The 23813-nt window shown below is 57.7% G+C and carries 19 protein-coding genes; 9 read left to right on the top strand and 10 right to left on the bottom strand.

The genetic code is table 11. The features are described from left to right. The first annotated feature begins 137 nt into the window (after positions 1-137). The 5 genes from KP808_RS20395 to KP808_RS20415 all read left to right on the top strand — a co-directional run bounded on the left by KP808_RS20395 (position 138) and on the right by KP808_RS20415 (position 7276). Positions 138-2699, top strand: coding sequence for a type VI secretion system Vgr family protein (locus KP808_RS20395; RefSeq protein ID WP_230016776.1), 2562 nt, complete (start codon positions 138-140; stop codon positions 2697-2699). Next, the gene (locus tag KP808_RS20400) at positions 2696-4732 is read left to right on the top strand and encodes a T6SS effector phospholipase Tle3 domain-containing protein (RefSeq protein WP_230016777.1); all 2037 of its coding nucleotides are present in this window, start codon (positions 2696-2698) and stop codon (positions 4730-4732) included. Before KP808_RS20395 ends, KP808_RS20400 begins: the two co-directional genes overlap by 4 nt. Then, positions 4729-6417 (top strand): type VI lipase adapter Tla3 domain-containing protein, encoded by a 1689-nt coding sequence (locus KP808_RS20405; protein WP_230016778.1) that lies wholly within the window; start codon positions 4729-4731, stop codon positions 6415-6417. The genes KP808_RS20400 and KP808_RS20405 overlap by 4 nt, the downstream gene beginning before the upstream one ends. Then, positions 6414-6683, top strand: coding sequence for a PAAR domain-containing protein (locus KP808_RS20410; RefSeq protein ID WP_230016779.1), 270 nt, complete (start codon positions 6414-6416; stop codon positions 6681-6683). The genes KP808_RS20405 and KP808_RS20410 overlap by 4 nt, the downstream gene beginning before the upstream one ends. 80 nt (positions 6684-6763) lie before the next feature. Further along, positions 6764-7276: a hypothetical protein gene (locus KP808_RS20415; RefSeq protein ID WP_230018933.1), complete on the top strand. Its 513-nt coding sequence runs from the start codon at positions 6764-6766 to the stop codon at positions 7274-7276. A 175-nt stretch (positions 7277-7451) separates the two neighbouring features. Here KP808_RS20415 and KP808_RS20420 read toward each other — a convergent pair whose 3' ends face one another. Then, complete coding sequence (locus KP808_RS20420; protein ID WP_230016780.1) at positions 7452-8282, bottom strand: mechanosensitive ion channel family protein; 831 nt, start codon at positions 8280-8282, stop codon at positions 7452-7454. Positions 8283-8408: 126 nt separating this feature from the next. Continuing rightward, positions 8409-8888 (bottom strand): YajQ family cyclic di-GMP-binding protein, encoded by a 480-nt coding sequence (locus KP808_RS20425; RefSeq protein ID WP_002555031.1) that lies wholly within the window; start codon positions 8886-8888, stop codon positions 8409-8411. Between the two features lie 169 nt (positions 8889-9057). Between KP808_RS20425 and KP808_RS20430 the strand changes: the two genes are divergently transcribed. The 3 genes from KP808_RS20430 to KP808_RS20440 are packed head-to-tail and all read left to right on the top strand — an operon-like array spanning position 9058 to position 12653. Beyond that, the gene (locus KP808_RS20430) at positions 9058-9978 is read left to right on the top strand and encodes a putative 2-dehydropantoate 2-reductase (RefSeq protein ID WP_230016781.1); all 921 of its coding nucleotides are present in this window, start codon (positions 9058-9060) and stop codon (positions 9976-9978) included. Positions 9979-10022: 44 nt separating this feature from the next. Then, on the top strand, positions 10023-12059 hold the full coding sequence (locus tag KP808_RS20435) for a sensor histidine kinase (RefSeq protein ID WP_230016782.1): 2037 nt from the start codon (positions 10023-10025) through the stop codon (positions 12057-12059). Between the two features lie 15 nt (positions 12060-12074). After that, on the top strand, positions 12075-12653 hold the full coding sequence (locus KP808_RS20440) for a cob(I)yrinic acid a,c-diamide adenosyltransferase (protein WP_122280581.1): 579 nt from the start codon (positions 12075-12077) through the stop codon (positions 12651-12653). Between the two features lie 124 nt (positions 12654-12777). On the opposite strand, the gene KP808_RS20445 is transcribed toward KP808_RS20440, so the two are convergent. The 4 genes from KP808_RS20445 to secA form a co-directional block, all read right to left on the bottom strand. Then, positions 12778-13728 (bottom strand): Nudix family hydrolase, encoded by a 951-nt coding sequence (locus tag KP808_RS20445; RefSeq protein WP_230016783.1) that lies wholly within the window; start codon positions 13726-13728, stop codon positions 12778-12780. Positions 13729-13730: 2 nt separating this feature from the next. Further along, complete coding sequence (locus KP808_RS20450; protein WP_230016784.1) at positions 13731-14357, bottom strand: glutathione S-transferase family protein; 627 nt, start codon at positions 14355-14357, stop codon at positions 13731-13733. A 57-nt stretch (positions 14358-14414) separates the two neighbouring features. After that, positions 14415-15632: a bifunctional glutamate N-acetyltransferase/amino-acid acetyltransferase ArgJ gene (gene argJ / locus KP808_RS20455; RefSeq protein WP_230016785.1), complete on the bottom strand. Its 1218-nt coding sequence runs from the start codon at positions 15630-15632 to the stop codon at positions 14415-14417. Positions 15633-15741: 109 nt separating this feature from the next. Continuing rightward, positions 15742-18483, bottom strand: coding sequence for a preprotein translocase subunit SecA (secA, locus tag KP808_RS20460; protein ID WP_005733433.1), 2742 nt, complete (start codon positions 18481-18483; stop codon positions 15742-15744). 304 nt (positions 18484-18787) lie between these two features. Here secA and KP808_RS20465 point away from each other — a divergent pair, with 304 nt between their 5' ends. Continuing rightward, positions 18788-19243, top strand: coding sequence for a DUF721 domain-containing protein (locus KP808_RS20465; protein ID WP_058400720.1), 456 nt, complete (start codon positions 18788-18790; stop codon positions 19241-19243). 116 nt (positions 19244-19359) lie between these two features. On the opposite strand, the gene lpxC is transcribed toward KP808_RS20465, so the two are convergent. The 4 genes from lpxC to KP808_RS20485 all read right to left on the bottom strand — a co-directional run bounded on the left by lpxC (position 19360) and on the right by KP808_RS20485 (position 23812). Next, complete coding sequence (gene lpxC / locus KP808_RS20470) at positions 19360-20271, bottom strand: UDP-3-O-acyl-N-acetylglucosamine deacetylase (RefSeq protein WP_002555040.1); 912 nt, start codon at positions 20269-20271, stop codon at positions 19360-19362. Between the two features lie 112 nt (positions 20272-20383). After that, a complete protein-coding gene (ftsZ, locus tag KP808_RS20475) occupies positions 20384-21571 on the bottom strand; it encodes a cell division protein FtsZ (RefSeq protein ID WP_230016786.1) in 1188 nt (395 codons plus the stop codon). 100 nt (positions 21572-21671) lie between these two features. Beyond that, positions 21672-22928, bottom strand: a complete 1257-nt coding sequence (ftsA, locus tag KP808_RS20480; protein WP_002555042.1) for a cell division protein FtsA — start codon at positions 22926-22928, stop codon at positions 21672-21674. A gap of 14 nt (positions 22929-22942) precedes the next feature. After that, positions 22943-23812, bottom strand: a complete 870-nt coding sequence (locus KP808_RS20485) for a cell division protein FtsQ/DivIB (RefSeq protein ID WP_004666180.1) — start codon at positions 23810-23812, stop codon at positions 22943-22945. Between the last annotated feature and the right edge of the window lies 1 nt (position 23813).

A 23813-nucleotide genomic window follows, 5' to 3' on the forward strand; every position in this document is an offset into this window, starting at 1 on the left:
GAGGAGTAATGTTGCCCGGTGATGGCCCATTGCAATTTAAGTGTGTGCCCCCGGAAAGAAGTCTATAGACTCACGCCCCTCTCTATATCAGCACTCTCTAGCGGAACGAGCAGCTGGTTTTATATAACGGAGCAACAATGTTAAAGGATCTAACGGCGCTATTTGCGCCACAAAACCGTCGCTTGATCAAGCTGACGACCGTTGCCCGTGACGAACAGGAACTCCTGCTGGAAAGTTTTTCCGGCACTGAAAGCCTGTCCGAGCTGTTCAGTTTCGAGTTGTCGATGATCAGCCGCGATGCCAGCCTGGAGCTCAAATCGCAGATCGGCCAGCCTGCACAACTGGCAATAGAACTCGCCACCGGCGAATCGCGCTACATTAATGGCTATATAAGCACCTTCAGCCTGGAAGGCAGCGACGGCGGTCTGGCCCGCTACAGCGCCACGCTCAGCCCCTGGCTGTGGATGCTCTCGCGACGCGTCGACTCGCGCATATTTCAGGAACAGACCATCGAAGCCGTTATCCGAACGGTATTTGCAGCCTACGGCGCATTGCCCGACTTCGAGTTTCAACTCAGCCAGCCACTCAAGACGCACAGTTACATCACCCAGTACCGTGAAAGCGATCTGACCTTTGTATTGAGGTTGCTGGAACACGAAGGCCTGTTCTTCTATTTCGATCACAATCAGGAAAAGCACACGCTGATCATTCTTGATCACTCGCGTGACCTCTCGCCCCTGCCGCAACAGCCAAGCATTCGTTATCACAGCGCATCCGTTACCGAGACAGCGGACTCGATTACCGAATGGCGCAGCCATCGACGTCTGCAATCGGGGCGCATGTCCATTCAGACATTCGACTACAAGCAGCCCCGTAATCAGTTACCTGTCGGCATGCCGAGCCTCAATGAGCAAGGCAACGTCGACGCGTATGAAGTGTATGACGTGCTTGATCACTACAGCCATGGCACCTTCAAAGACGGTGAACGCCTGGTGCGTCAGCGCCTGGAAGCCATTGAAGTACAGGGCAAGACATTCACCGGCAACAGTACCTGCCGCGCCATGTACCCTGGCCACACCTTTGAGCTGACCCAGCATTTTGATCATGACCGCGGCTCTGCTGAAGATCGCAGTTTTCTGCTGATAACGGTCAAGCATGAGGGCAGCAATAATTACCTGTCGGACGAAAGCGCGGGCTACAAAAACGAGTTCGTGTGCATTCGCCACAAGATCCCCTATCGGCATCCGATCACCGTTCCGCGCCCAAGCATTAACGGCCCGCTGAGCGCCATCGTGGTCGGGCCGGAAGGTGAGGAAGTGTTCACTGACGAGCTGGCGCGGATACAGGTCAGGTTCCATTGGCAGCGTGGCGACAGCCTGCCGCAAGGCACCACCTGGTTAAGGGTGGCGATGCCCAGTGCTGGCAGCGGCTTCGGCCATCAGTTCATGCCACGCATCGGCCAGGAAGTGCTGGTGACATTTCTGGCAGGCGATATCGACCGGCCTCTGGTGACGTCGGTGCTCTACAACAACATTAATCTGCCGCCACGCTTCAGCAAGGCCTCGGGGCTGCCGGGCAACCGCACGCTGTCGGGGATCCGCACCCAGGAACACAAAGGCAGCGGCTTCAACGAACTGCTGTTCGATGACACGCCAGGCTCACTGCGAGCGCGCATGGGCACAACCCATCAGGCCACAGCCCTCAACCTGGGCAAACTGACCGACCCGCGCACTGACGGCACCGCCCAGCCACGCGGCAACGGTGCAGAACTGCGCACCGATGCCGCCATCGCCCTGCGTGCCGCGCAGGGCATGTTACTCACCACCTATGCGCGTACCGACGCAAAAGGCTCGCAACTGGATCGCGAAGAGCTGCTCAAACTGCTGGCCGAGTGCGGCGAGTTGTTCAAATCCCTCGGCGAAACCGCTGCCGCGCGCGGCGGTCAGGCCGTGGATGTTCAAGGCATCGACGCCTTGCGTCAGTCGCTGAATCAATGGCCCGCGCCGGACAGCAACGGCCTGGGCGACCCGGTACTGGCCATGACCGCAGCAGCAGGTATTGCCAGCGCCACGCCGCGCTCGCAGGTTCACTATGCCGGTGAACATCACGACACCACCGCGCAGAGCAACCTGCAATTGACCAGCGGCGCGGCCATGCACCTGCAAGCGGGCAAAGGGCTGTCAGCCTTCGCCCAGGACGCTGGCATCAGCGCCATCGCCAACCGCGGCAAAGTGCTGGTGCAGGCCCAGGAAGACGACATCGCCCTCAATGCCCAGAAAAACCTGCATGTCTCGGCCGTCGAAGGCGAAGTGGTCATCACCGCGCCGACCATTCGCCTGGTCGCCGATGACGGCAGTTACATCAAGATTGGCGGCGGCGTCGAGATCGGCTCGCAGGGCAAAGTCACCGTGCACGCCAGCGAACACGACTGGATCGGCCCCAAGACCGACAGCGCTGCGATCCCCTCTTTCGGCCGCGACCCCGCCGCCCAGCAGGTCACCTTCCACTACCCCGGCCACAGCGAACAAAGCCCACGGACAGCAGCGGATCACTCGTATGAAATCAAACTGGAAGATGGCAGCCTGGTGAAAGGAATGACGAACGCAGACGGACTGACCGAGCGCGTGGAACGCGAAATGATGCATCAGGCACAGGTATCGGCATTACGCAGCGGCACACCGAAAGGAGGTGCCCAATGAACGGCGCCGATGAATACGCCGTTGCCCAAGGCAACACACGCCTGATCCCCAACCTCAATACCACCTGCAAAATGGAAGTGCCCGGCGATTTGCCAGGCGTAGTGATCTTTCTGCACGGTGTGAATGACCCGGGGGCTTCTTATGAGTCGGTGGAGACCGGGTTGTGTCAGGGGGTTAATGAGCGGCTGGATCGGCCGGATCTGGTGGCTGGAAGGTATGGGGTAAGGTACAACGAGGCAAAAAAAGTGCCCTACGAGGAAAGGGACAGTGATCAGAAAGCCATGCTCGATGATCCTGACACCTATCTTTATCGGCGCGACGCATCTGACCCGAAAACCCATAGCGTGTTGATTCCCTTTTATTGGGGACATCGGGCAGTACCCGATCAAATCAAGCGTGATGACGCGGGCGATCCGTTCAGAATGCGTAATCAGTTTCAGGACATTAACGGTAACCGGCTGGATCGCCACTTTGCCAAGGCGGGAGGTTTTATTGCTAACGCGACCAATAACATACCGGATGTCTACGGTGAAGGCTTTAAGCCCAATCTGAAAAGCATCGCTCTGGAAACGTTTAAGCCAGACAACGCTTTATATTTTGGTCACTCGCCAGCGCGGCACTATTGCGTATTAGCGGCTCACCGCTTGGCTATGCTCATACGCGAGATCCGTCGCGTGTCGCCTGACGAGACCATAACAATCATGGGGCACAGCCAAGGCACGATAGTCACCTTGCTGGCGCAAGCGTTGCTGGTAGATGGAGGAGACCGTTGCGCAGATACTTTTATCATGGTTGATACGCCTTATTGTGTGTTACCTGGTAACACTCCCAAAAACCAAGACACATTTTCAACGCTAGTTGGGATCGTAACTGCGATAACAAATAAGCCACACACACAACCAGCAATGTCAGAACTCAGGGACGCTAAAACCTACTGCGGCAGAAGCGGTTCGCGATGGTCACCCAATCAAGGTATCCGCAAAAATAAAGTGGGCAGCATGATAGTCTTTCCCGAGCGTGACAACCGAGGAAAGGTGTATCTGTATTTCTGCCCGGATGACACCACTGTCTCACTGGATGACGTCCAAGGTATCGGGACATATGGAATGCCTGATGCTCTACCTGATGGACGAATGGCAATGATGGTGCTCCAGCAACTACGCTTCTATCAACGCATGTGGACTAAGCGCCATCGCTATGGTGAGCCGATCCTGATCGGCAACACGCCACAACCTGAACTCATGCGTGCCGCAGGCGAAGCTCGATACCCAGGCAGCTCATTTGGAGCCGGTATGATTGCCCGCGCGCCCATCCCGGAGGGACAGGAACGCCTTATTAATGCCGAAGCGCTGACTCCGCCTCATGCACCAGAAATGTTCGGTGGCGAAGCGGAAACTGGCACACCAACAACTTCAGGCCTGGATAAACCAGACGACGTTGGCAAAAGCGTTGCGTTAGGGAAGGACGCCGCTACGTTCTTATGGATAGAAATGCCTCCTGAATATGATGGTCCAAAAGTGACGCTTCGCCAAGCCTTAGAACGCTTCAACGCGCTTTCTGATGATCCAGAAGAAAAAACTCGCCAAGTACGAATAGGCAGATCCAGAAACCCTGCAAATCCTTTATCAGGATACAGTAGTCAAAGAGAGGAGACTCCCAGAGAAGCTCGAGACCGTATGGAGAAAAACCGTAATGCCTGGAGCGATAATTCTTATCACTCTGGATTGCTTCGCAGCCCGGAAAACCATCGCTGGGTGACTGCAATGGATATTGCTATTGGCCAAGCTAAATGCCTGGATGATCCCGCGATGCGTGATGTGCTGGTGGCTATTGCGGATTGGAAGATCGACGAGGCGCAATTTCTCGCAATTAGTGAATCACCAGGCTGGGAAAGGCTCAGTGAAGAAGCTCAGGCTCTAGTCAAAGCTAGCTACCTGTACTATGAAGAAGGGGAATTCCCTTCAACGGATCTAGTGTCACTAACACCGCCGCAACTCATCCAGAGCGCCCCCAAATTTCGGGGTATCCAATGATCAATCGCCCACAAAGCGTGCTACTTCGCCCGAAATTGAAAAGATATTTATGGGTGACCGTCGTTTTGCAGGTCCTTTGGCTTGGATTTGTCCTGCTTGTCTACCTAAAAGCACAGGAAAACGATATGCAACTTCGTGACATAAACCCGGTATTGCGGTGGGGCATCGCTGGCATTTTAGGCTTGGTTTTGCTGGTCTATAGCGGACACTGGTGGGGAAAAGCCATCACCCATGAGAAAGCTGAGCTGGCAGCTTATAGAGCAGAGGTTACAGCTCAAAAGAACGAGCAAACGGCGACTCAGCAACGTACATATTCGCTGGAAATAAGAGGAGCGGGAATTGCCATTTTTCACGATAACCAATCAGAAATTTGGAGTTTTATAAAGAAAAAAAACAACAATCTCACCTCCATCTACTCCAATGACGCCAAGGACTACGATGCCTCGCTTGACTCACGCAAAATTAGTAGAGATATAAAAATTCGTGCAGCTTTCCAGCATTCGGCTGGAGACGCGGTCGCCTATTGGCCAATACCCGTGTTCGCACTGGGGCCTCCGAATCTGTTCGATAAAGCCTATAGAGCTGCAGGCTTGATCAACTCTGGCCGAAATGCAGCAACACTGGGAGTTACGCTGTTTCTCTGGCAAGACGATGAAAGCACTACCCATGCACAAGCCATGATCGAACGACTATTTAATTTTTTCGACGACAATTCACAGGTTCCACAGGCCTTAATCGCAAGCCGAGATGGGGATATTACTCGTGACGTTTATAGAAAGCCTGGGACACCGGCACTGCAAAACGCCCAAGTAGTACCGACAATATTCGAAAGTATGACCGGGCTGCTGGTCGCTCGTTCGGATCGAGTGGACAAGTATATTCGCCCTTACGCGACTCAAGAACCCGAAGACAATCAAAACAAAAATACTGACCTGGGCAAACTGTGGGCTTTCTACTGGGATCAGCCGCGAAAGTTCAGAAAAATATATGAGGATGCAGAAAAAGCCAAAGGAGTTAAAGCTCCGCTCGCCCCCGGTACGATATCGACCGCCTACTGGCAGTCCCAACTCCCCACCCTCTGGAAAACCATCAGCAACCGTGGCCCTGGCAACTTCGAGCCCTCACCCTGGCTGCCCATTCGCTGGGGGCAGCATCAGGTCAAGGAGTTCGACGCTGCGCCAGTACTCGGCTATCTGCACCGCCCGATCAAGGCGCCCATGCAGGATGAAAACGGCAAGCGCCTGAAACCGGCCTTGCAAGCCAAAGCGCTGCAAGCCGCTTGGGTGCAGGCGCTGGATACCTTGCCTGAGGGTCAGAAACCTGTGCGGGTGTTCTACGACAGCACCAACAACCCTGAAGCGGAAATTGCCCTCAACAATGCCCTGCACGACCTGAACAAGGACGGCTACGGTCTTGAGCTGGGCAACGTCGAAGAGGGTTACGACATCGGTCGCCGTCTGGGTAATACCGGGGTCAGCGGTGCATTGGTCGAGATCAATCTGGCAACCATCGCCAGTTACAAGGATGGCGGCGTCAGTGCGGTGGTCTACGCCGGCACCGATGGCAGCCTGACCGTACAAATGGTCCGCCCGCCCGATGAAGCCCGCAAGGCCAAGAACAGCCAGAACCGTGGCGCAGATCCTTTCACCTTCGGCTCGCCAACCGGCGGGGCACCTGCAGAGTGAGTTATCCGGTCTGTCTGGGCGATGCCACCAGCAGTGGTGGCCGAGTGGTGTCCTGCCAACTGGCAGGCACCCACACCCTCAACGGCAAGCCTCCGGCCGTGCTGGGCGACAAAGCCACCTGCCCGCTTCATGCGGGTGAGTTCGCCTTTATCGAGGGCCACCCCACCCGAAAACTGAACGGCATACCGGTGGTCCTGCACGGCCACCGACTGGCGTGCGGCTGTCAGGGTGTGGCCAGCCACGCCATGAATGTGCGAGTGATTTAGGATATTTCGTGATCAGGTCATGCAGCGCAAGTACAGGAAACAACATGGAACTGCCCCCTCAATTGGAACAAGGAAGAAACATGTACACGCGTTTTTGTCAGGCCGTCGTAGGGATGCATTTAGTCGCCGGGATGGTTCTATTAGCGGGCTGTGCGCAAGAGTCAGTGTCCCCGTGTGACGAGTTGATTGGTGACTACGCCACAAAGCCCAAGAATCAGCCAAGGATTCGTATCGAGAAAAGCGGCGAGAAGTTCTTGTTCACGCATAGCGAATCGGGTGCACAGGTCAGTGAGCCGCTCACCCCCTTACCCAACGCCGAAATAGTGGAAATGTTTGAAGGCAAGATAGTCCCGCCTCGCTGCATTCTCACCACTGATGGTATGAAGATAATGAAGCTCCCCGCTGGCAGCGGCGTTAATCCCACAGAGGATCCCGATCGGAAACTTTCGCAGTATCCCGAGCCGACCCCATTCCTCATGGGCATATCTGCAGGAGTAGCGGCTGTACTGGGTCTTTACCCGGTGCCTCATCAAGAAAAACTCAAAGATATCGACGAGGAAGATGAGGAAGACGGTTACATTTACAGTAAATAACGTACTTTTTGTGCCGGAGAGCTGAAAGGCATGTTCGTATCAACAGACGGTAAAGCGCCCGGGCATCGCTGAAGGCAGACAATCATCAATCATGAAAATAGCCTTTTCCTGAACCTGCAGATAAAGAAAAGCCCCGACTCTCACAAGCCAGGGCCTTTTCATACCGCACAAACCACTATTCCTGAACCACCCGCACAATCCGCTGCGGCAATGGAATCTCGATGCCTGCGTCCTTCAGGCGGTCGCGCGCTTCGATGTTGAACATCGACGTCACGTCGCCCATATCGCCACTGCTGGTCCAGACGCGCAGGGACAAGGTAATTGCGTTCTCCCCCAGCGCTGCGACCACGGCCTGTGGGGCCGGGTCCTTGAGTACGCGTGGGTCGTCTGCCATGTCCAGCAGGACCTGCAACGCTTTCCTCAGATCCGCGTCGTGGCTGACGCCGATGTCGAAGGTGATCTTGCGGGTTGGCTGACGGTTGGTGTTGGTGATGATGCCGTTGGACAGGTTGCCGTTGGGAATGATCACCGTACGGTTGTCGCCGGTGCGCAGCACGGTGTGAAAGATCTGGATGTTGTCGACGGTTCCCGACACACCCTGGGCTTCGATCGAGTCACCGATGCGGAACGGACGGAACAACAGAATCAGCACACCACCCGCGAAGTTCGCCAGGCTACCTTGTAATGCCAGACCAATCGCCAGGCCGGCAGCACCGATAGCGGCCACAAACGAGGTGGTTTCGACGCCGATCATCGATGCGACGCTGACCACCAGCAGGATTTTCAGAATGATGTTCGCCAGGTTGCTGACGAAGCCCTGCAAGGCCAGGTCGGCGTTTCGCAACGCCAGCAACGCACCAAGCTTGCCGGTCAGCCGGTTGATCAGCCACCAGCCCACACACAGCGTAACGACTGCCAGCAGCAAGCGGCTGCCGTACTCCATGATCATCGGAATCCAGGCCTGCGACGCTTGCCACAGATGACCGACTTCTGCGTTTAAATCCATCGTTATCTCCTTACCCGCCATGAACTGCCATCGAAACCACGGCGGCCTGCCGTCATTTCAATGCTCAAGGCGATTCGGACTGGCCGGGGGACGCAGGGTTCCCCGGCTTTCAGTGCAAATAAAATATTAGTCGCGGAAGTTGTTGAATTGCAGCGGCATGCCCGAATCATAGGCACGCAGCGCTGCGATGGCCTCTTGCAGGTCGTCGCGTTTCTTGCCGGTAACCCGCACCTGCTCGCCCTGAATGGCGGCCTGGACCTTGAGTTTGGCCTCTTTGATATGGGCGACGATTTTTTTCGCCAGTTCCTTGTCGATGCCTTCGCGCAGGGTAACTTCCTGCTTCATCAGTTTGCCGGAAGCGTAGGCATCCTTGATCTCGAGGCATTTCGCGTCGATCTTGCGTTTGACCAGCGCCAGCTTGAGGATTTCGATCATGGCCTCCAGCTGGAAGTCTGCTTCTGCGGTCAGCGTGACGGTCAGTTCCTTGAACTCGAACGTGCCTTTGCCTTTGAGGTCATAGCGACGGTCCAGCTCTTTGATGGCATTGTCGACGGCATTCGTGACTTCGTGTTTATCCAATTCGGACACTACGTCGAACGAGGGCATGTATGTTCTCCAGATAAACGGCGTGCGCACGATTCGGGCACGCGTGACTTGACGGTTTGAAAGAACGCTCATTATAACGAGACTTTTCCTGCATTCACTGTGAGCCTTTCATGCACATCCTTGTTTTCACCTTCAGCAGACCGCTTCAACGCCTTAACGTGCCTCACTGATGGCGCTGACATGGCATGTTCTCGGCGCGGGAAGTCTGGGCACTCTGTGGGCGGCAAGACTGGCGCGCGCAGGCCTGCCGGTGCGGTTGATTCTTCGCAATGCTGAACGGCTGGCGGCGTATAACGCCAGCCGCGGTTGCGTGACACTGGTCGAAAACGATATCGCCCATACGTACTCGGTCGAAGCACAGACCGCCGAACATCAACAACCCATCGAGCGGCTGCTGGTCGCCTGCAAGGCCTACGACGCTGAGCAGGCTGTTGCGCAGTTGGCACCGCGCCTGGTGGCTCGTGCAGACGTCATCCTGCTACAGAACGGCTTGGGCAGTCAGGACGCTGTGGCTGCAGGAATTCCCCATATCCGCTGCGTGTTCGCCTCCAGCACCGAAGGCGCGTTTCTGGAGTCGGACTGGCGTGTCAGGTTCGCAGGCCACGGTTTCACCTGGCTGGGCGATGTATCGAACCCGGCAGCCCCCTCACTTCTGCAGGACTTGCACGACAGTGCAATTCCCCATGAATGGACGCCGGACATCCAGACGCGGCTGTGGCGCAAGCTGGCGCTCAACTGTGCAATCAACCCGCTGACGGTGCTGCACGACTGCCGCAATGGCGGCCTGCTCGAGCACACCTGCGAGGTCGCTACACTGTGTGCCGAGCTGAGCGATTTGCTGGGCCGCTGCGGCCAGCCAGCGGCAGCGCATGACTTGCATGCTGAAGTGCTGCGGGTCATTCATGCAACGGCAGCCAATTACTCATCCATGTATCAGGACGTGCTTCACGGGCGACGCACCGAAATCAGCTACCTGCTGGGTTACGCGTGTGCGGCAGCCGTGCGTCATCGCTGTCCGGCAGCACACCTGCAGCAATTGCAGACACGTCTGACAGCCCATCTGGCACACAAGGGTTTGCGTACTGACTAGCGCGCGCTACCCTGCTCGCATCACACGTCACTGCGACCTTCCCAATGCCTTTGCGCCAACGCCTGGAAAACCTGCCGGTAGGTCAGAAACTGCTGGCCGCCCTGCTGGTCCTGATGACCACCGTGCTGCTGGTTGCGAACCTGACCTTCATCAGCGCGGCTTATTACATCTCTCAGGAAGCGATGGCCCCGCAGGCCCTGCAGACCATTGGCCGTCTGATCAGCAGCGCCAATCTCAACGAGCGCGCCTTGAACTCGCCTGCCGATGCGCGTGCCTTGCTCAAGGAACTCAAAAGCTACGGCCCGCTACGTGCAGCGGCCATATACGACAACGACGGAGAGCGACTTGAGCAGATGCAACAGGGCGAGGGCCTGCAACTGCCCAGGCACTACAAGGACCTCGAAAGCTGGCGGCTTACCGAGTTTCGCAGCACGCAGGTCATCACCGTACCGAAAGGCGACGAACCGCCCGGGCACATGTTGCTGGTTGCCAGCAGCGAGCTGCCTCCCGCTTTCTACACCGGCACGCTGACTGCGAGTCTGGGAATTCTGGTGTTCAGCGTGTTGCTGTGGCTGGTGGTGGCACGACAGATCCGGCGCTTGATTACAGAGCCCATTTATCAGCTGGAAGAACTGTCGCGGCAGGTCACCCGCGAAGAAAACTACGCACTGCGCGCAGAGCCTGGCAACGAGGACGAAATCGGCAGTCTGGCCGAAGCGTTCAATACCATGCTGTCGCGTATCGAAGCGCGTGAGCAACAACTCAAGCGCGCTCGGGATGATTCCCAGGAAGCTTACGATCAGGCACAGGGACTGGCCGAGGAAACCCGCCATACCAACCGCAAACTGGAACTGGAAGTTCAGGTGCGCAGCAAGATCGAGAAGAAGCTCACCGGCTTTCAGAACTACCTCAACAGCATCATCGATTCGATGCCCTCGGCGATGATCGCGCTGGACGAGCAGCTGTATGTCACCCAGTGGAATCAGGAGGCAACAGCGCTGTCCGGAACCACGCTGGACGAAGCGTTGAACCAGCCGATCTTTCTGGCCTTCGAACCGATGCGCTCGTTTCTGCCGCAAATCAAGCACACCGTCGAGCGCCACAGCGTGACCAAGATCGAGCGCGTGACATGGATCAAAAACGACGAGTCGCGCCACTACGCGCTGACGTTCTACCCGCTGACCGGCGATGCCGGGCGTGGCGTGGTGATCCGTATCGATGACATCACCCAGCGTATATCGCTGGAAGAAATGATGGTGCAGTCGGAGAAGATGTTGTCTGTCGGCGGTCTGGCCGCGGGCATGGCCCACGAGATCAACAACCCGCTGGGCGCCATCCTGCACAACGTGCAGAACATCAGGCGGCGTCTGTCCCCGGAACTGCCGAAGAACATTGAGCAGGCCGAAGCCGATGGTGTAGACCTGGCGCAGGTCAATCATTACCTGGAAAGCCGCGAAGTACCAAAACTGCTCGATGGCATCCAGCAAGCAGGTGCCAGGGCAGCAAAGATTGTCAGCCACATGCTCAATTTCAGTCGTTTGAGCAGTCGTCAACTGTCAGCCTGCGACTTGCCGGCGTTGATCGATCAGGCAGTGGAAATTGCCAGCAACGATTTTGACCTTACCATCGGTTTCGACTTCAAGGGCCAGCACATCATCCGTCAGTTCGACCCAGAACTGGGTCCGGTACCGTGCATCGCCAACGAACTGGAGCAGGTGCTGCTGAACCTGCTGAAGAACGCCGCCCAGGCCATTCACCAGCGCCCGGAGAGCGAGGAGCCTGGACGCATCATCCTGCGTACCCGTCTCAACCCGCCCTGGGCCGAAATTCAGGTGGAGGACAACGGCATCGGCATGTCCGAAAACGTCCGCAAGCGTACTTTCGAACCGTTCTTTACCACCAAGGAAATTGGCCAGGGCACCGGGCTGGGTCTTTCGGTGTCGTACTTCATTGTTACCAATAATCATAAAGGCCAGATGGAGGTGCATTCCTCTCTCGGCACAGGCACCTGCTTTACACTGCGTCTACCGCTGGTGGCCAACCAGGTAAGCGTTCAGCAGCAGGTTATTTCCAAGTCTTGATCAGGAATCGCAGCAATGGGCTTTCGTTTGTCGAAGATTTACACACGCACCGGTGATGCCGGAGAGACCGGTCTGGGCGACGGTCGTCGGGTGTCCAAGGATCATCCGCGCGTCGAGGCCATTGGTGAGGTCGATACGCTCAACAGCCAGCTCGGCCTGTTGCTGGCCGGGCTGATCGATGAGGCCAAAAGCGTGCCGGCCCTCAACGAAGTGATCGAGGTTCTTGCCCCTTGCCAGCATCGGCTGTTCGATCTGGGTGGAGAACTGGCGATGCCGACTTACAAAGCCCTGAATGGCGCGGAGGTCGAGCGGCTGGAAGCGGCAATCGATGTGTGGAATGAAGAGCTGGGGCCGCTGGAAAATTTCATCTTGCCAGGCGGCTCTTCGCTGATCGCTCAAGCGCACATCTGCCGCAGCCTGGCGCGCAGTGCCGAACGCCGTTGCCAGCATCTGAACGCGGTCGAGCCACTGGAAGGCGCCGGGCTGGCGTATATCAACAGGCTGTCGGATTTGTTGTTCGTCGCAGCTCGGTTGATCGCCAGAAGACAGGGCATCGCGGAAATACTCTGGCAGCCCGCGCCCAAGCCGGTTTGATCGGCGCCACGAGGCTTATCGCTCCCCCTGCGGGGTAATGCATTTTCATGACGCTCTGCGCGACTATCGTGCGATGCTCCGCGTCGGCATGCCGTTCAGGACGCTCTGCGTCCTCTGTAGCAACTCAGACGATCTCGTCAGGCCAGAACGCGCGGATCCCAGCCACGCCCTGTGCGCCGCTTTCCCAAGCCTGTTGGCGCTGCGCAGGGCCTACGCCGCCCAGCAGAAAGACGGGCTTGTTGAAACCTGCTATCAATCGGATGGCCTGCTCCCAACCCAGCGGCTGTGCATCGGGATGAGTCAGGGTGGGCTGAACCGGTGACAGGGTGACGAAATCCACCCCCATCTGTTCGGCCAGGGCCAGCTCTTCGGCGTTATGGCAGGAAGCAGCCAGCCAGCGGTTCTCGGGGAACGGACGTCCACGACTGGCGTACTTGCGCAGTTGCTCCGCCGTCAGGTGCCAACCGGCGGACGGAAAGTCGCCCAGCCACTCCAGAGGCCCTTTGAGCATGAGCTGCGCCTTGCCGGCACACAGACCCGCCGCATCCACGGCCAGGTCACGGTACTTGGGGTCGTAACCACCCGGCGCACGCAACTGGACCAGTTTGATGCCGCCTGCGATGGCTTTCTGCATACCGCGCAACAGCTCGATATTGTCCAGCCCGTCAGGCGTGATCAGATACTCGCCGGGCAAACGTGCCGCGGCGACAATTGGCTGGTTGGCGGCCGGAAAGTCGTAGTCAGGCAGCTCTCGCGGAGCCGCCCAGACCAGTGGCTGCCCTTCAGCACCATGCGGCTCGCCGGTAAATGCCGAAACTTCCCAGACATCCAGCAATACCTGCTTGTCCGCATAGTCGTGACAGACCTTGATCAATGGGCGCGCTGCCGTGACCTGAATCCCCAACTCTTCCTGGAGTTCACGTGCGAGTGCGGCCTGGACGGTCTCACCCTCTTCGACCTTGCCGCCGGGAAACTCCCAGAGGCCACCTTGATGCTGAGTGTCGGCACGTCGGGCAATCAATACACTGCCGTCAGCGCCACGAATGACGGCGGCAGCCACATGAACTCGTTTCACGATCAGGACTCCTGCAGACCGGCCTGCTGCCAGCGCTTGAAAGCGGGCCACTGGTAGATGGTTTCGATATACGCCAGTGCCTCTGCTGGCAACTGGACGTGATAGCCGCGCAGACGAATCGCCACCGGTGCGAAGAACGCATCAGCAATGCTCGGCTTGCCAAACAGAAAAGGACCACTTTCGGCAGCGGCAGCGCGACACTCGTCCCACAGCTCGACAATGCGGTCGATATCGTTCTGGGTGTCGACGGTGATCACTTCCAGCGCCTTATCCTGACGCAGGTCCATTGGCATGTTCGAGCGCAGATTGACGAAACCGCTGTGCATCTGCGCACACGCCGAACGGGCCTGGGCACGCGCGGCGGTGTCACGCGGCCACAGCTCGACGTCCGGGAAGCGCTCGACCAGATATTCACAGATCGCCAGCGAATCGATGATCGTGCCGTGCTCACACTGAAGCGCAGGTACCTTGCCGGTTGGCGAGTACTTGAGAATGTTCTCGCGGGTGTCCGGCTGGTTCAGGCGGATGACCTGATCGGTGAACGCAGCACCGGTCATTTCCAGCACCAGCCAGGGACGCAGCGACCAGGAGGAATAGCGTTTGTCGCCGATAATCAGATGCATGCTCATGGTTCAGCTCCATTGAGCCCGGCGCGAAGGCAGGATGCTCGCGCGCCGGGCATTGAGTCAGGTGCGATATTCCGCGTTGATCTTCACGTATTCGTGAGAAAGGTCGGTAGTCCAGATGGTTTCGCTGCAATCACCGCGACCCAGCTCGATACGAATGGTGATTTCTTCTTCGGCCATTACCGCCGAGCCCTGCTCTTCGGTGTAGGTCGTGGCGCGGCAGCCCTGGCTGGCAATGCATACGCCGCCCAGGAATACGTCGATCTTGCTCACGTCCAGGTCAGGCACGCCGGCACGGCCGACAGCCGCCAGGATACGTCCCCAGTTCGGATCGGAGGCAAACAGCGCGGTCTTGATCAGTGGCGAGTGGGCCACGGCATAACCGACGTCCAGGCACTCCTGATGATTGCCACCACCGTTGACTTCTACCGTCACGAACTTGGTCGCGCCTTCGCCATCACGCACGATGGCCTGAGCAACATCCATACACACGTCGAACACAGCTTTCTTCAACGCGTCGAACAGCGGGCCCGTGGCCTCGGTGATCTCGGGCAAATCAGCCTGACCGGTGGCAATCAGCATGCAGCAGTCGTTGGTCGAGGTATCGCCATCGATAGTGATGCGATTAAAGGACTTGTTGGCACCGTCGCGAATCAGGTCCTGCAGTACGCTCTGCGACACTTTGGCGTCGGTGGCGATGTAGCCAAGCATGGTCGCCATGTTCGGGCGAATCATGCCTGCGCCTTTGCTGATGCCGGTCACGGTGATGGTCACGCCATCGTGGGTGAACTGACGGCTGGCGCCTTTGGGCAGGGTGTCGGTGGTCATGATGCCGGTCGCCGCAGCGGCCCAGTTATCCACAGACAGATCATCAAGTGCAGCTTGCAGCGCGCCTTCGATCTTTTCCACAGGCAACGGCTCGCCGATCACGCCCGTTGAGTAAGGCAGCACTGCTGATGCATCGACGCCAGTCAGTTGCGCCAGCTTTTCGCAGGTACGTCGCGCAGCAACCAGACCTGGTTCGCCCGTGCCTGCGTTGGCATTGCCGGTGTTGGTCAGCAAATAACGCACAGTGCCCTGAACACGCTGTTTGGCCAGAATGACCGGCGCTGCGCAGAACGCATTCAAGGTGAATACACCGGCAACGCTGGAGCCTTCGGCACAGCGCATGACCACGACATCCTTGCGCCCCGGGCGTTTGATGCCGGCAGAAGAAATGCCAAGTTCAAAACCGGGAACCGGGTGCAACGCAGGCAAAGGACCAAGACCAACAGCCATCGGGGTGCTCCTCAAGGAGTATGGCGCCGTCCGCATCGGTACGGCGATCAATGAAAAAACGCCGCGACGGGCAAGCCGGTCGCGGCGCAGGTATTACACAGTCAAAGGCTTAGTTGATCTGGCCGTGACAGTGTTTGAATTTCTTGCCCGAACCACACCAGCACAGCTCGTTGCGACCCAGTTTCTGGTCGTTGCGGACCGGCTCGGATGCGACGGCTACCGGCGCTTCGCCACCCTCTTCATCCGGCAGCGGCTGGTCGATGCCCGGCGCAGGAGCGTGTTCGAACTGCATGCGGCTGGCCAGTTCTTCGGCTTCCTGACGCAGGCGCGCCTCTTCTTCCTCTGGATCTTCGCGACGAACCTGAACATGCGAAAGCACACGGATGGTGTCGCGCTTGATCGAATCCAGCAGTTCCTGGAACAGCGTGAAGGACTCGCGCTTGTATTCCTGCTTCGGGTTCTTCTGAGCGTAGCCGCGCAGGTGGATACCGTGGCGCAGGTGGTCCATGGTCGACAGGTGATCTTTCCACAGGTCGTCCAGCACGCGCAGGAGGATCTGCTTTTCGAAGGAACGCAGGGCTTCGGCGCTGGCCTGATCTTCCTTCTCGTTGTACGCCACCAGCAACTGCGCCATGATTTTTTCGCGCAGGCTGTCTTCGTGCAGGTTGTCGTCTTCGTCCAGCCACTGCTGGACGGGCAGTTTGACGGCAAAGTCGGTGTTCAGTGCAGCTTCCAGACCAGCAACGTTCCACTGCTCCGGCAGGGATTGCGGCGGAATATGCTGACTGATGAGGTTGTTGAGTACTTCCTCACGGAAGTCAGCAATGGTCTCACCAATGTTCTCGGCAGCCAGCAGCGTGTTACGCATGTGATAAATCACTTTGCGCTGCTCGTTGGCCACGTCATCGAACTCGAGCAATTGCTTGCGGATGTCGAAGTTACGACCTTCCACTTTGCGCTGCGCTTTTTCGATGGCGTTGGTCACCATGCGGTGCTCGATGGCCTCACCGGACTGCATACCCAGCGCCTTCATGAAATTCTTCACACGGTCAGAGGCGAAGATGCGCATCAGGCTGTCTTCAAGCGACAGGTAGAAACGGCTGGAACCGGTGTCACCCTGACGGCCGGCACGACCGCGCAGCTGGTTATCGATACGGCGCGATTCGTGACGCTCGGAGGCAATAACGTGCAGGCCGCCCGCCTCGATCACCTGCTGATGGCGTTTCTGCCAGTCAGCCTTGATCTGTGCGATTTGCTCAGGGGTTGGGTCTTCCAGATTGGCGACTTCAACTTCCCAGTTACCGCCCAACAGGATGTCGGTACCGCGACCGGCCATGTTGGTAGCAATGGTCAAAGCGCCCGGACGACCGGCCTGCGCGATGATTTCTGCTTCTTTCTCGTGGAACTTGGCGTTCAGAACCTTGTGATCGATGCCTTCCTGCTTGAGCAGATTGGACATGTGTTCCGAGGTTTCGATGGTCGCCGTACCTACCAGCACCGGGCGGTTCTCTGCAATGCAGGCCTTGATGTCGGTAACGATGGCTGCGTACTTCTCTTCCGCCGTCAGATAGACGAGGTCGTTAAAGTCTTTACGCGCCAACGGCTTGTTCGGCGGGATGACCATGACGGCCAGGTTGTAGATCTGGTGGAATTCGAACGCTTCGGTGTCGGCCGTACCGGTCATGCCGGACAGTTTGTTGTACAGACGGAAGTAGTTCTGGAACGTGGTCGATGCCAAGGTCTGGCTTTCGGCCTGAATGTTCAGGTTTTCCTTGGCTTCGATGGCCTGATGCAGGCCCTCGGACAGGCGACGGCCCGGCATGGTACGGCCGGTATGCTCGTCGACCAGCAGAACCTGACCGTCTGCAACGATGTACTCGACGTTGCGGTTGAACAGTTTGTGCGCACGCAGACCCGCATAAACGTGAGTCAGCAGGCCCAGGTTATGCGCCGAGTACAGGCTTTCGCCTTCAGCCAGCAGGCCGACTTCGGTGAGCATTTCCTCGATGAACTGGTGACCGGCTTCGTTCAGCTCGACCTGACGGGTTTTCTCGTCAACGGTGAAGTGGCCCGGCTTGGTGACTTCGCCTTCCACTTCCTCGATATGCTGCTCGAGCTTGGGGATCAGGCGGTTGATTTCGGTGTACAGCTTGGAGCTGTCTTCGGCCTGACCGGAGATGATCAGCGGCGTACGCGCTTCGTCGATCAGAATCGAGTCGACTTCGTCGATTACGGCGAAATTGAGTTCGCGCTGGAACTTGTCGTCCATGCTGAACGCCATGTTGTCGCGCAGGTAATCGAAGCCGTATTCGTTATTGGTGCCGTAGGTGATGTCGGCAGCGTAAGCGGCGCGTTTTTCTTCCGGCGGCTGGAATGGCGTGACGATGCCTACGGTCAGACCGAGGAATTCGTACAACGGACGCATCCAGTTGGCATCGCGGCGAGCGAGGTAGTCGTTCACGGTGACTACGTGAACACCCTTGCCGGACAGCGCATTGAGGTACACAGCCAACGTACCGACCAGGGTTTTACCTTCACCGGTACGCATTTCCGCGATCTGACCTTCGTGCAGGGTCATGCCGCCGATCAACTGAACGTCGAAGTGGCGCATGCCCATGACGCGCTTGCCCGCTTCACGAGCGACAGCAAAGGCTTCAGGCAGCAATTGATCCAGGGTCTCGCCTTTGGCTATGCGGGCCTTGAACTCTTCGGTCTTGGCGCGCAATTGCTCGTCCGAAAGGGCCACCATTTGCTCTTCGAAGGCATTGACGATCTGTACCGTCTTGAGCATGCGTTTTACTTCACGCTCGTTCTTGCTTCCAAAAAGTTTTTTCAACAAAGGCGCAAACATATCGACAGGATCTTCCACACATAGGAATGGAGGGCGGCCCCGTGAGTCGCCCGTGCAGCCCAGATGGCCGCATGCGAACGAGCATTCTACCCGGAAACGATGGTGAGGAAAGTGGCGTTATTCCACGATGCTGGCACAGCGCTGTTACGGGGCAGGTTTACAATGGGGCCAATTTCAAGCACTTCAACCCATAATCCGGGGAAGTTACTCATTGATTTGCATATGAAAGCACGGAAATGCCCTGAAAAGCAGCCGTTAGAACGCTTTCTGTTAAGATGTTCATCTTGTTACCAGGCACTCCACCATGGCCTTTCGTCCTCTGAACGCCCGCCCGCCCGCGGTTCTGCTGCGTGAAGCCAAGCCTTTGAAGGCTATCTTTCGTCACGCCGAACGCCTTAGCCATTTGCAGCGCCTGCTCGAAAGTCAGCTGCAGCCAGCCGCGCGCGAGCATTGTCGTGTGGCCTCGTGGCGCGAAGGCACCTTGTTGCTGATCGTGACGGATGGTCACTGGGCCACGCGCCTGCGCTATCAGCAGAAGCGCCTGCACCGGCAACTAATGGCCTTCGACGAATTCATCAACCTGACGCGTATTGTCTTCAAGGTGCAGCCACCTGAAGCCCCGCGTGGAGCGGCCACGCACACCATCGACCTGTCTTCGATTGCCGCCGAGAACATTCAGGCCACCGCCGAGGGCATCACTGATCCCAAGCTGCGGGCCGCACTTGAGCGGCTGGCCAGCCATGCCAAGGACAAGAAATAGCGTCTGAGTGATTTTCGCCAGATCCTCTGCGCAACTGACTTTCCCAATGAAGCCAATAAAAAAAGGCCACCCGAAGGCAGCCTTTAAAGAACAAAAGGAAAGAGAGTAAAGCTTGCCTACACAGCCGCGACAGGGCGCATGTAGGAAATAGGTGCCGTACTGGCATCCTCGAAAGTCACCACTTCCCAGGCGTCTTTCTGCTCGATCAACGTGCGCAGGAGACGATTGTTCAGTGCATGCCCCGATTTGAAGCCCCGGAACTCACCAATCAGGCTATTGCCCAGCAGGTAAAGGTCACCGATGGCGTCGAGGATTTTGTGTTTGACGAATTCGTCCTCGTAACGCAGGCCGTCTTCGTTCAGTACGCCGTCCTTGTCGACCACGATGGCGTTTTCCACACTGCCGCCGAGTGCGAGGTTGTGCTTGCGCAGGTACTCGATGTCACTCATGAACCCGAAGGTCCGGGCACGGCTGACTTCCTTCACGAAGGAAGTGCTGGAAAAGTCCACGCTTGCACTCTGGGTGCGATCACGGAAGACGGGGTGATCGAAATCGATCTCGAAACTGACCTTGAACCCTTCGAAAGGCACGAAAGTAGCGCGTTTACCGCCCTCCTCCACTGTGACTTCACGCAGGATGCGGATGAATTTCTTCGGCGCGTCCTGTTCTTCCAGGCCAGCCGATTGAATCAGGAATACGAAAGGGCCTGCGCTGCCGTCCATGATAGGAACTTCGGAGGCAGAGAGCTCGACGTAGGCGTTATCGATGCCAAGGCCAGCCATGGCCGAGAGCAGGTGTTCTACCGTGTCAACTTTGACATCACCATTGACCAGAGTGGTCGACAGAGTGGTGTCGCCGACGTTTTCCGCACGCGCAGGGATCTGCACGACGGGGTCAAGGTCAGCTCGGCAAAACACAATGCCGGTATTCACAGGTGCGGGCTTGAGGGTCAGGTAAACCTTCTCCCCGGAGTGCAGGCCTACACCTGTGGCACGGATAATATTTTTCAGGGTGCGTTGTTTAATCATGGCATGGGCCGCTTCAGCGCAAGTTGCGAACTGGTATCAACAAAGGCTGGCGATGATAGCAGACCATGCCTTTGCTGAACACCAATCACCCTAATACCCCTGATACATTTCATCAATCGGCCTGACGACGCAGGAAAGCCGGGATATCCAGGTAATCCAGATCATCGTTAGGGTTCATCTTCGCCGCTGCCGTAGCGCCTGCGTGTGCCTGATTGCGCATCACGGTAGGACGGTCCAGATCGCGGTAGTTGACCGACGGTGCTTCCTGACGCGACGCCTGCTGGGCAGGAGCCTGCTGGGCGGTCTGCAGCGTGTTGTCGATGACCTTGACCGGCTTCTCGATTTTCGCGCCCAGGCCGGTGGCAACCACAGTCACGTGCAACTCGTCACGCATGTCCGGATCGATAACCGTACCGACCTTGACCATCGCGTGCTCGGAAGCGAACGCTTCGATGATGCTACCCACGTCCGAGTACTCACCCAGCGACAGGTCAGGACCGGCAGTGATGTTGACCAGGATGCCGCGAGCGCCCTGCAGGTTGACGTCTTCGAGCAACGGGTTGCGAATGGCCGCTTCGGTGGCTTCACGTGCACGGTTAGGACCGCTGGCGCAGCCAGTACCCATCATCGCCATGCCCATTTCGCTCATCACGGTACGGACGTCGGCGAAGTCGACGTTGATCATGCCCGGACGCTTGATGATGTCGGAGATACCGCGAACGGCACCAGCCAGTACATCGTCAGCCTTGGCGAAAGCCGACAGCAGGCTGGCGTCTTTACCGAGTATGGTCAGCAGCTTCTCGTTGGGGATGGTGATCAACGAGTCGACGCTTTCGGACAGCATGCGGATGCCTTCATCGGCGATCTGCATACGCTTGCGACCTTCGAACGGGAACGGACGGGTCACGACTGCGACCGTCAGAATGCCCATTTCCTTGGCCACTTCAGCAATGATCGGTGCTGCACCGGTACCGGTACCGCCGCCCATGCCAGTGGTGATGAAAACCATGTTGGTGCCCTGCAGAACTTCTGCAATGCGCTCACGATCTTCCAGTGCGGCCTGACGACCGACTTCAGGGTTGGCGCCAGCGCCAAGGCCTTTGGTCACGCCGGTGCCCAGTTGCAGAATGGTCCGCGCGCCAATGTTTTTCAGCGCTTGAGCATCTGTGTTGGCGCAGATGAATTCCACGCCTTCGATGTTGCTCTTGACCATGTGATTGACAGCGTTTCCGCCACCACCGCCTACACCGATAACTTTGATAACCGGGCTTTGCGGGACGTTGTCTACGAGTTCGAACATTTCTCTCTCCTTCCGCTTTCTAGTTAGTTTTGCCTACTGCCTGCCGATATTGCTTTTGAAGCCCTGAATCTGAAGCTGTGAAACTTTTAAACGTTGAAACTTAAAAATTGCCCTGCACCCAACGCTTGATACGCTCAAGCACCGGTGCCTTGGTTTCGTCGCTGTAACTGCTGTTGCCGACCATCCCGGACAGCGAAATGCCGTCCGACTGCTTTTGCAGCCCGTACATCAACAGGCCTACGCCAGTCGAGTAGATCGGGTTGCGCACGACATCAGCGAGCCCTTTGACGCTGTGCGGCACGCCAAGGCGTACCGGCATGTGGAAGATTTCCTCGGCCAGTTCGACCGCACCTTCCATTTTCGCTGTGCCCCCGGTCAGCACGATGCCGGCCGGGATCAGGTCTTCGTAACCGCTGCGGCGCAGCTCGGCCTGGATCAGGGTGAACAGCTCGTCGTAACGAGGCTCTACCACTTCGGCCAGGGCCTGACGCGACAGCTCGCGAGGTGGACGGTCGCCCACACTCGGTACTTTGATGGTTTCACCGGCACCGGCCAGTTTGGCCAGGGCGCAGGCGTAGCGAATCTTGATTTCTTCGGCGTACTGGGTCGGGGTACGCAACGCCATGGCGATGTCGTTGGTGACCTGATCGCCCGCAATCGGGATAACCGCCGTGTGACGAATGGCGCCTTCGGTGAAGATCGCGATGTCGGTCGTACCGCCACCGATATCCACCAGGCACACGCCCAGCTCTTTCTCGTCATCGGTAAGTACGGAATACGCCGACGCCAGTTGTTCAAGAATGATGTCGTCAACTTCCAGACCGCAGCGACGCACGCACTTCTCGATGTTCTGCGCGGCGTTCACTGCACAGGTCACGACGTGAACCTTGGCTTCCAGACGTACACCGGACATGCCCAAAGGCTCACGCACGCCTTCCTGGTTATCGATCACGTAATCCTGAGGAAGGGTGTGCAGCACGCGCTGGTCGGCAGGAATGGCCACCGCCTGAGCAGCATCGAGCACACGCTCCAGGTCCGCAGAACTGACTTCGCGATCACGAATCGCCACGATGCCGTGCGAGTTCAGGCTGCGAATATGGCTACCTGCAACGCCGACAAATGCCGAGTGAATACGGCAACCCGCCATCAGCTGCGCTTCTTCGATTGCGCGCTGGATCGACTGCACGGTCGACTCGATATTCACTACCACGCCTTTCTTCAGGCCGCGGGAGGGATGGGTACCGATACCCACGATTTCCAGCGAGCCATCGGCCGCGACTTCGCCTACCAGTGCCACCACCTTGGAGGTACCGATATCCAGCCCGACGATCATTTTGCCGCTTTGCACGTTTGCCATGGTCCTGCCTCTTATCAATTCTTCGCGACAGCGGGTTTATCCGTCGTTGCCGCTGCCTGTTCGCGCCAACCGACCGCTAGGCCGTTGGAGTAACGCAAGTCAACGCGCGCGATATTCGTGATTTGTTCTTTCAGCGTTTTGTCGTAAATCGCGATGAAACGGCGCATTTTTTCGACGAGGTGGTCGCGTCCAAGCAACAATTCGATACCCGGGCCAGCACTACCGGCGCCTGTTGTCAGGAACCAGCTGCCGCGCTCGCGCAGCTCCAGGCGCACGATGGAGAAGCCCAGCGGGCGCAACATCTGACTCAACACCTGATACTGCTGCATCACCTGTTGCTGGGCCCGCTGCGGGCCGAACAACTGGGGAAGATGTTCGTAATTGGACAGTTCACGCGGCGTGAAAGCCTGTCCCTGGTTGTTCAACAGTGCTTCATCACCCCAACGGGCAACCGGCAACTGCTCTTCAAGACGAATCACGACCTGATCCGGCCATACACGACGAACTTCGGCGTGGGCGATCCAGGGCATCTGCTCAAGCTCGGTGCGCATGCCGGTCAGATCAATCTTGAAAAAGCTCGACGCCACATAAGGCGCAATCCGCTGCTGCACAGCCTGCTGGCTGATGTAACTCAAATCGCCCTGCACATTGATGCGGGTAATCGGGCGGTCGGCGTACGGCAGCAGACGTTGCGCTGCCTCATAAGTGCCGAAGCCCAGAACCACCAGCAACACAGGCCAGAGCAGGCGCTTCAGAACACTGAAGTTGGCCTTGGGCAGGCGCGCCGACAGAGGCTCCTTGGCCACCATTCGGCTGGCGCCACGCGGCACCGGCTTGTTGCGGCCGGGTGCAGGTGGCTGAGGACGTGCCGACGCGCCGTACATG

Origin of the sequence: Pseudomonas savastanoi (assembly GCF_020917325.1) — a bacterium.
In the GTDB taxonomy this organism is placed as follows: domain Bacteria; phylum Pseudomonadota; class Gammaproteobacteria; order Pseudomonadales; family Pseudomonadaceae; genus Aquipseudomonas; species Aquipseudomonas amygdali.

Coding starts and splice junctions, on each gene's coding strand:
- KP808_RS20435 (WP_230016782.1), top strand. CDS start 10,023: ATGCCTTTGCGCCAACGCCTGGAAAACCTGCCGGTAGGTCAGAAACTG.
- ftsZ (WP_230016786.1), bottom strand. CDS start 21,571: ATGTTCGAACTCGTAGACAACGTCCCGCAAAGCCCGGTTATCAAAGTT.
- KP808_RS20465 (WP_058400720.1), top strand. CDS start 18,788: ATGGCCTTTCGTCCTCTGAACGCCCGCCCGCCCGCGGTTCTGCTGCGT.
- KP808_RS20405 (WP_230016778.1), top strand. CDS start 4,729: ATGATCAATCGCCCACAAAGCGTGCTACTTCGCCCGAAATTGAAAAGA.
- argJ (WP_230016785.1), bottom strand. CDS start 15,632: ATGGCTGTTGGTCTTGGTCCTTTGCCTGCGTTGCACCCGGTTCCCGGT.
- secA (WP_005733433.1), bottom strand. CDS start 18,483: ATGTTTGCGCCTTTGTTGAAAAAACTTTTTGGAAGCAAGAACGAGCGT.
- KP808_RS20425 (WP_002555031.1), bottom strand. CDS start 8,888: ATGCCCTCGTTCGACGTAGTGTCCGAATTGGATAAACACGAAGTCACG.
- KP808_RS20450 (WP_230016784.1), bottom strand. CDS start 14,357: ATGAGCATGCATCTGATTATCGGCGACAAACGCTATTCCTCCTGGTCG.
- ftsA (WP_002555042.1), bottom strand. CDS start 22,928: ATGGCAAACGTGCAAAGCGGCAAAATGATCGTCGGGCTGGATATCGGT.
- KP808_RS20400 (WP_230016777.1), top strand. CDS start 2,696: ATGAACGGCGCCGATGAATACGCCGTTGCCCAAGGCAACACACGCCTG.
- KP808_RS20440 (WP_122280581.1), top strand. CDS start 12,075: ATGGGCTTTCGTTTGTCGAAGATTTACACACGCACCGGTGATGCCGGA.
- KP808_RS20415 (WP_230018933.1), top strand. CDS start 6,764: ATGTACACGCGTTTTTGTCAGGCCGTCGTAGGGATGCATTTAGTCGCC.
- KP808_RS20420 (WP_230016780.1), bottom strand. CDS start 8,282: ATGGATTTAAACGCAGAAGTCGGTCATCTGTGGCAAGCGTCGCAGGCC.
- lpxC (WP_002555040.1), bottom strand. CDS start 20,271: ATGATTAAACAACGCACCCTGAAAAATATTATCCGTGCCACAGGTGTA.
- KP808_RS20485 (WP_004666180.1), bottom strand. CDS start 23,812: ATGTACGGCGCGTCGGCACGTCCTCAGCCACCTGCACCCGGCCGCAAC.
- KP808_RS20430 (WP_230016781.1), top strand. CDS start 9,058: ATGGCGCTGACATGGCATGTTCTCGGCGCGGGAAGTCTGGGCACTCTG.
- KP808_RS20395 (WP_230016776.1), top strand. CDS start 138: ATGTTAAAGGATCTAACGGCGCTATTTGCGCCACAAAACCGTCGCTTG.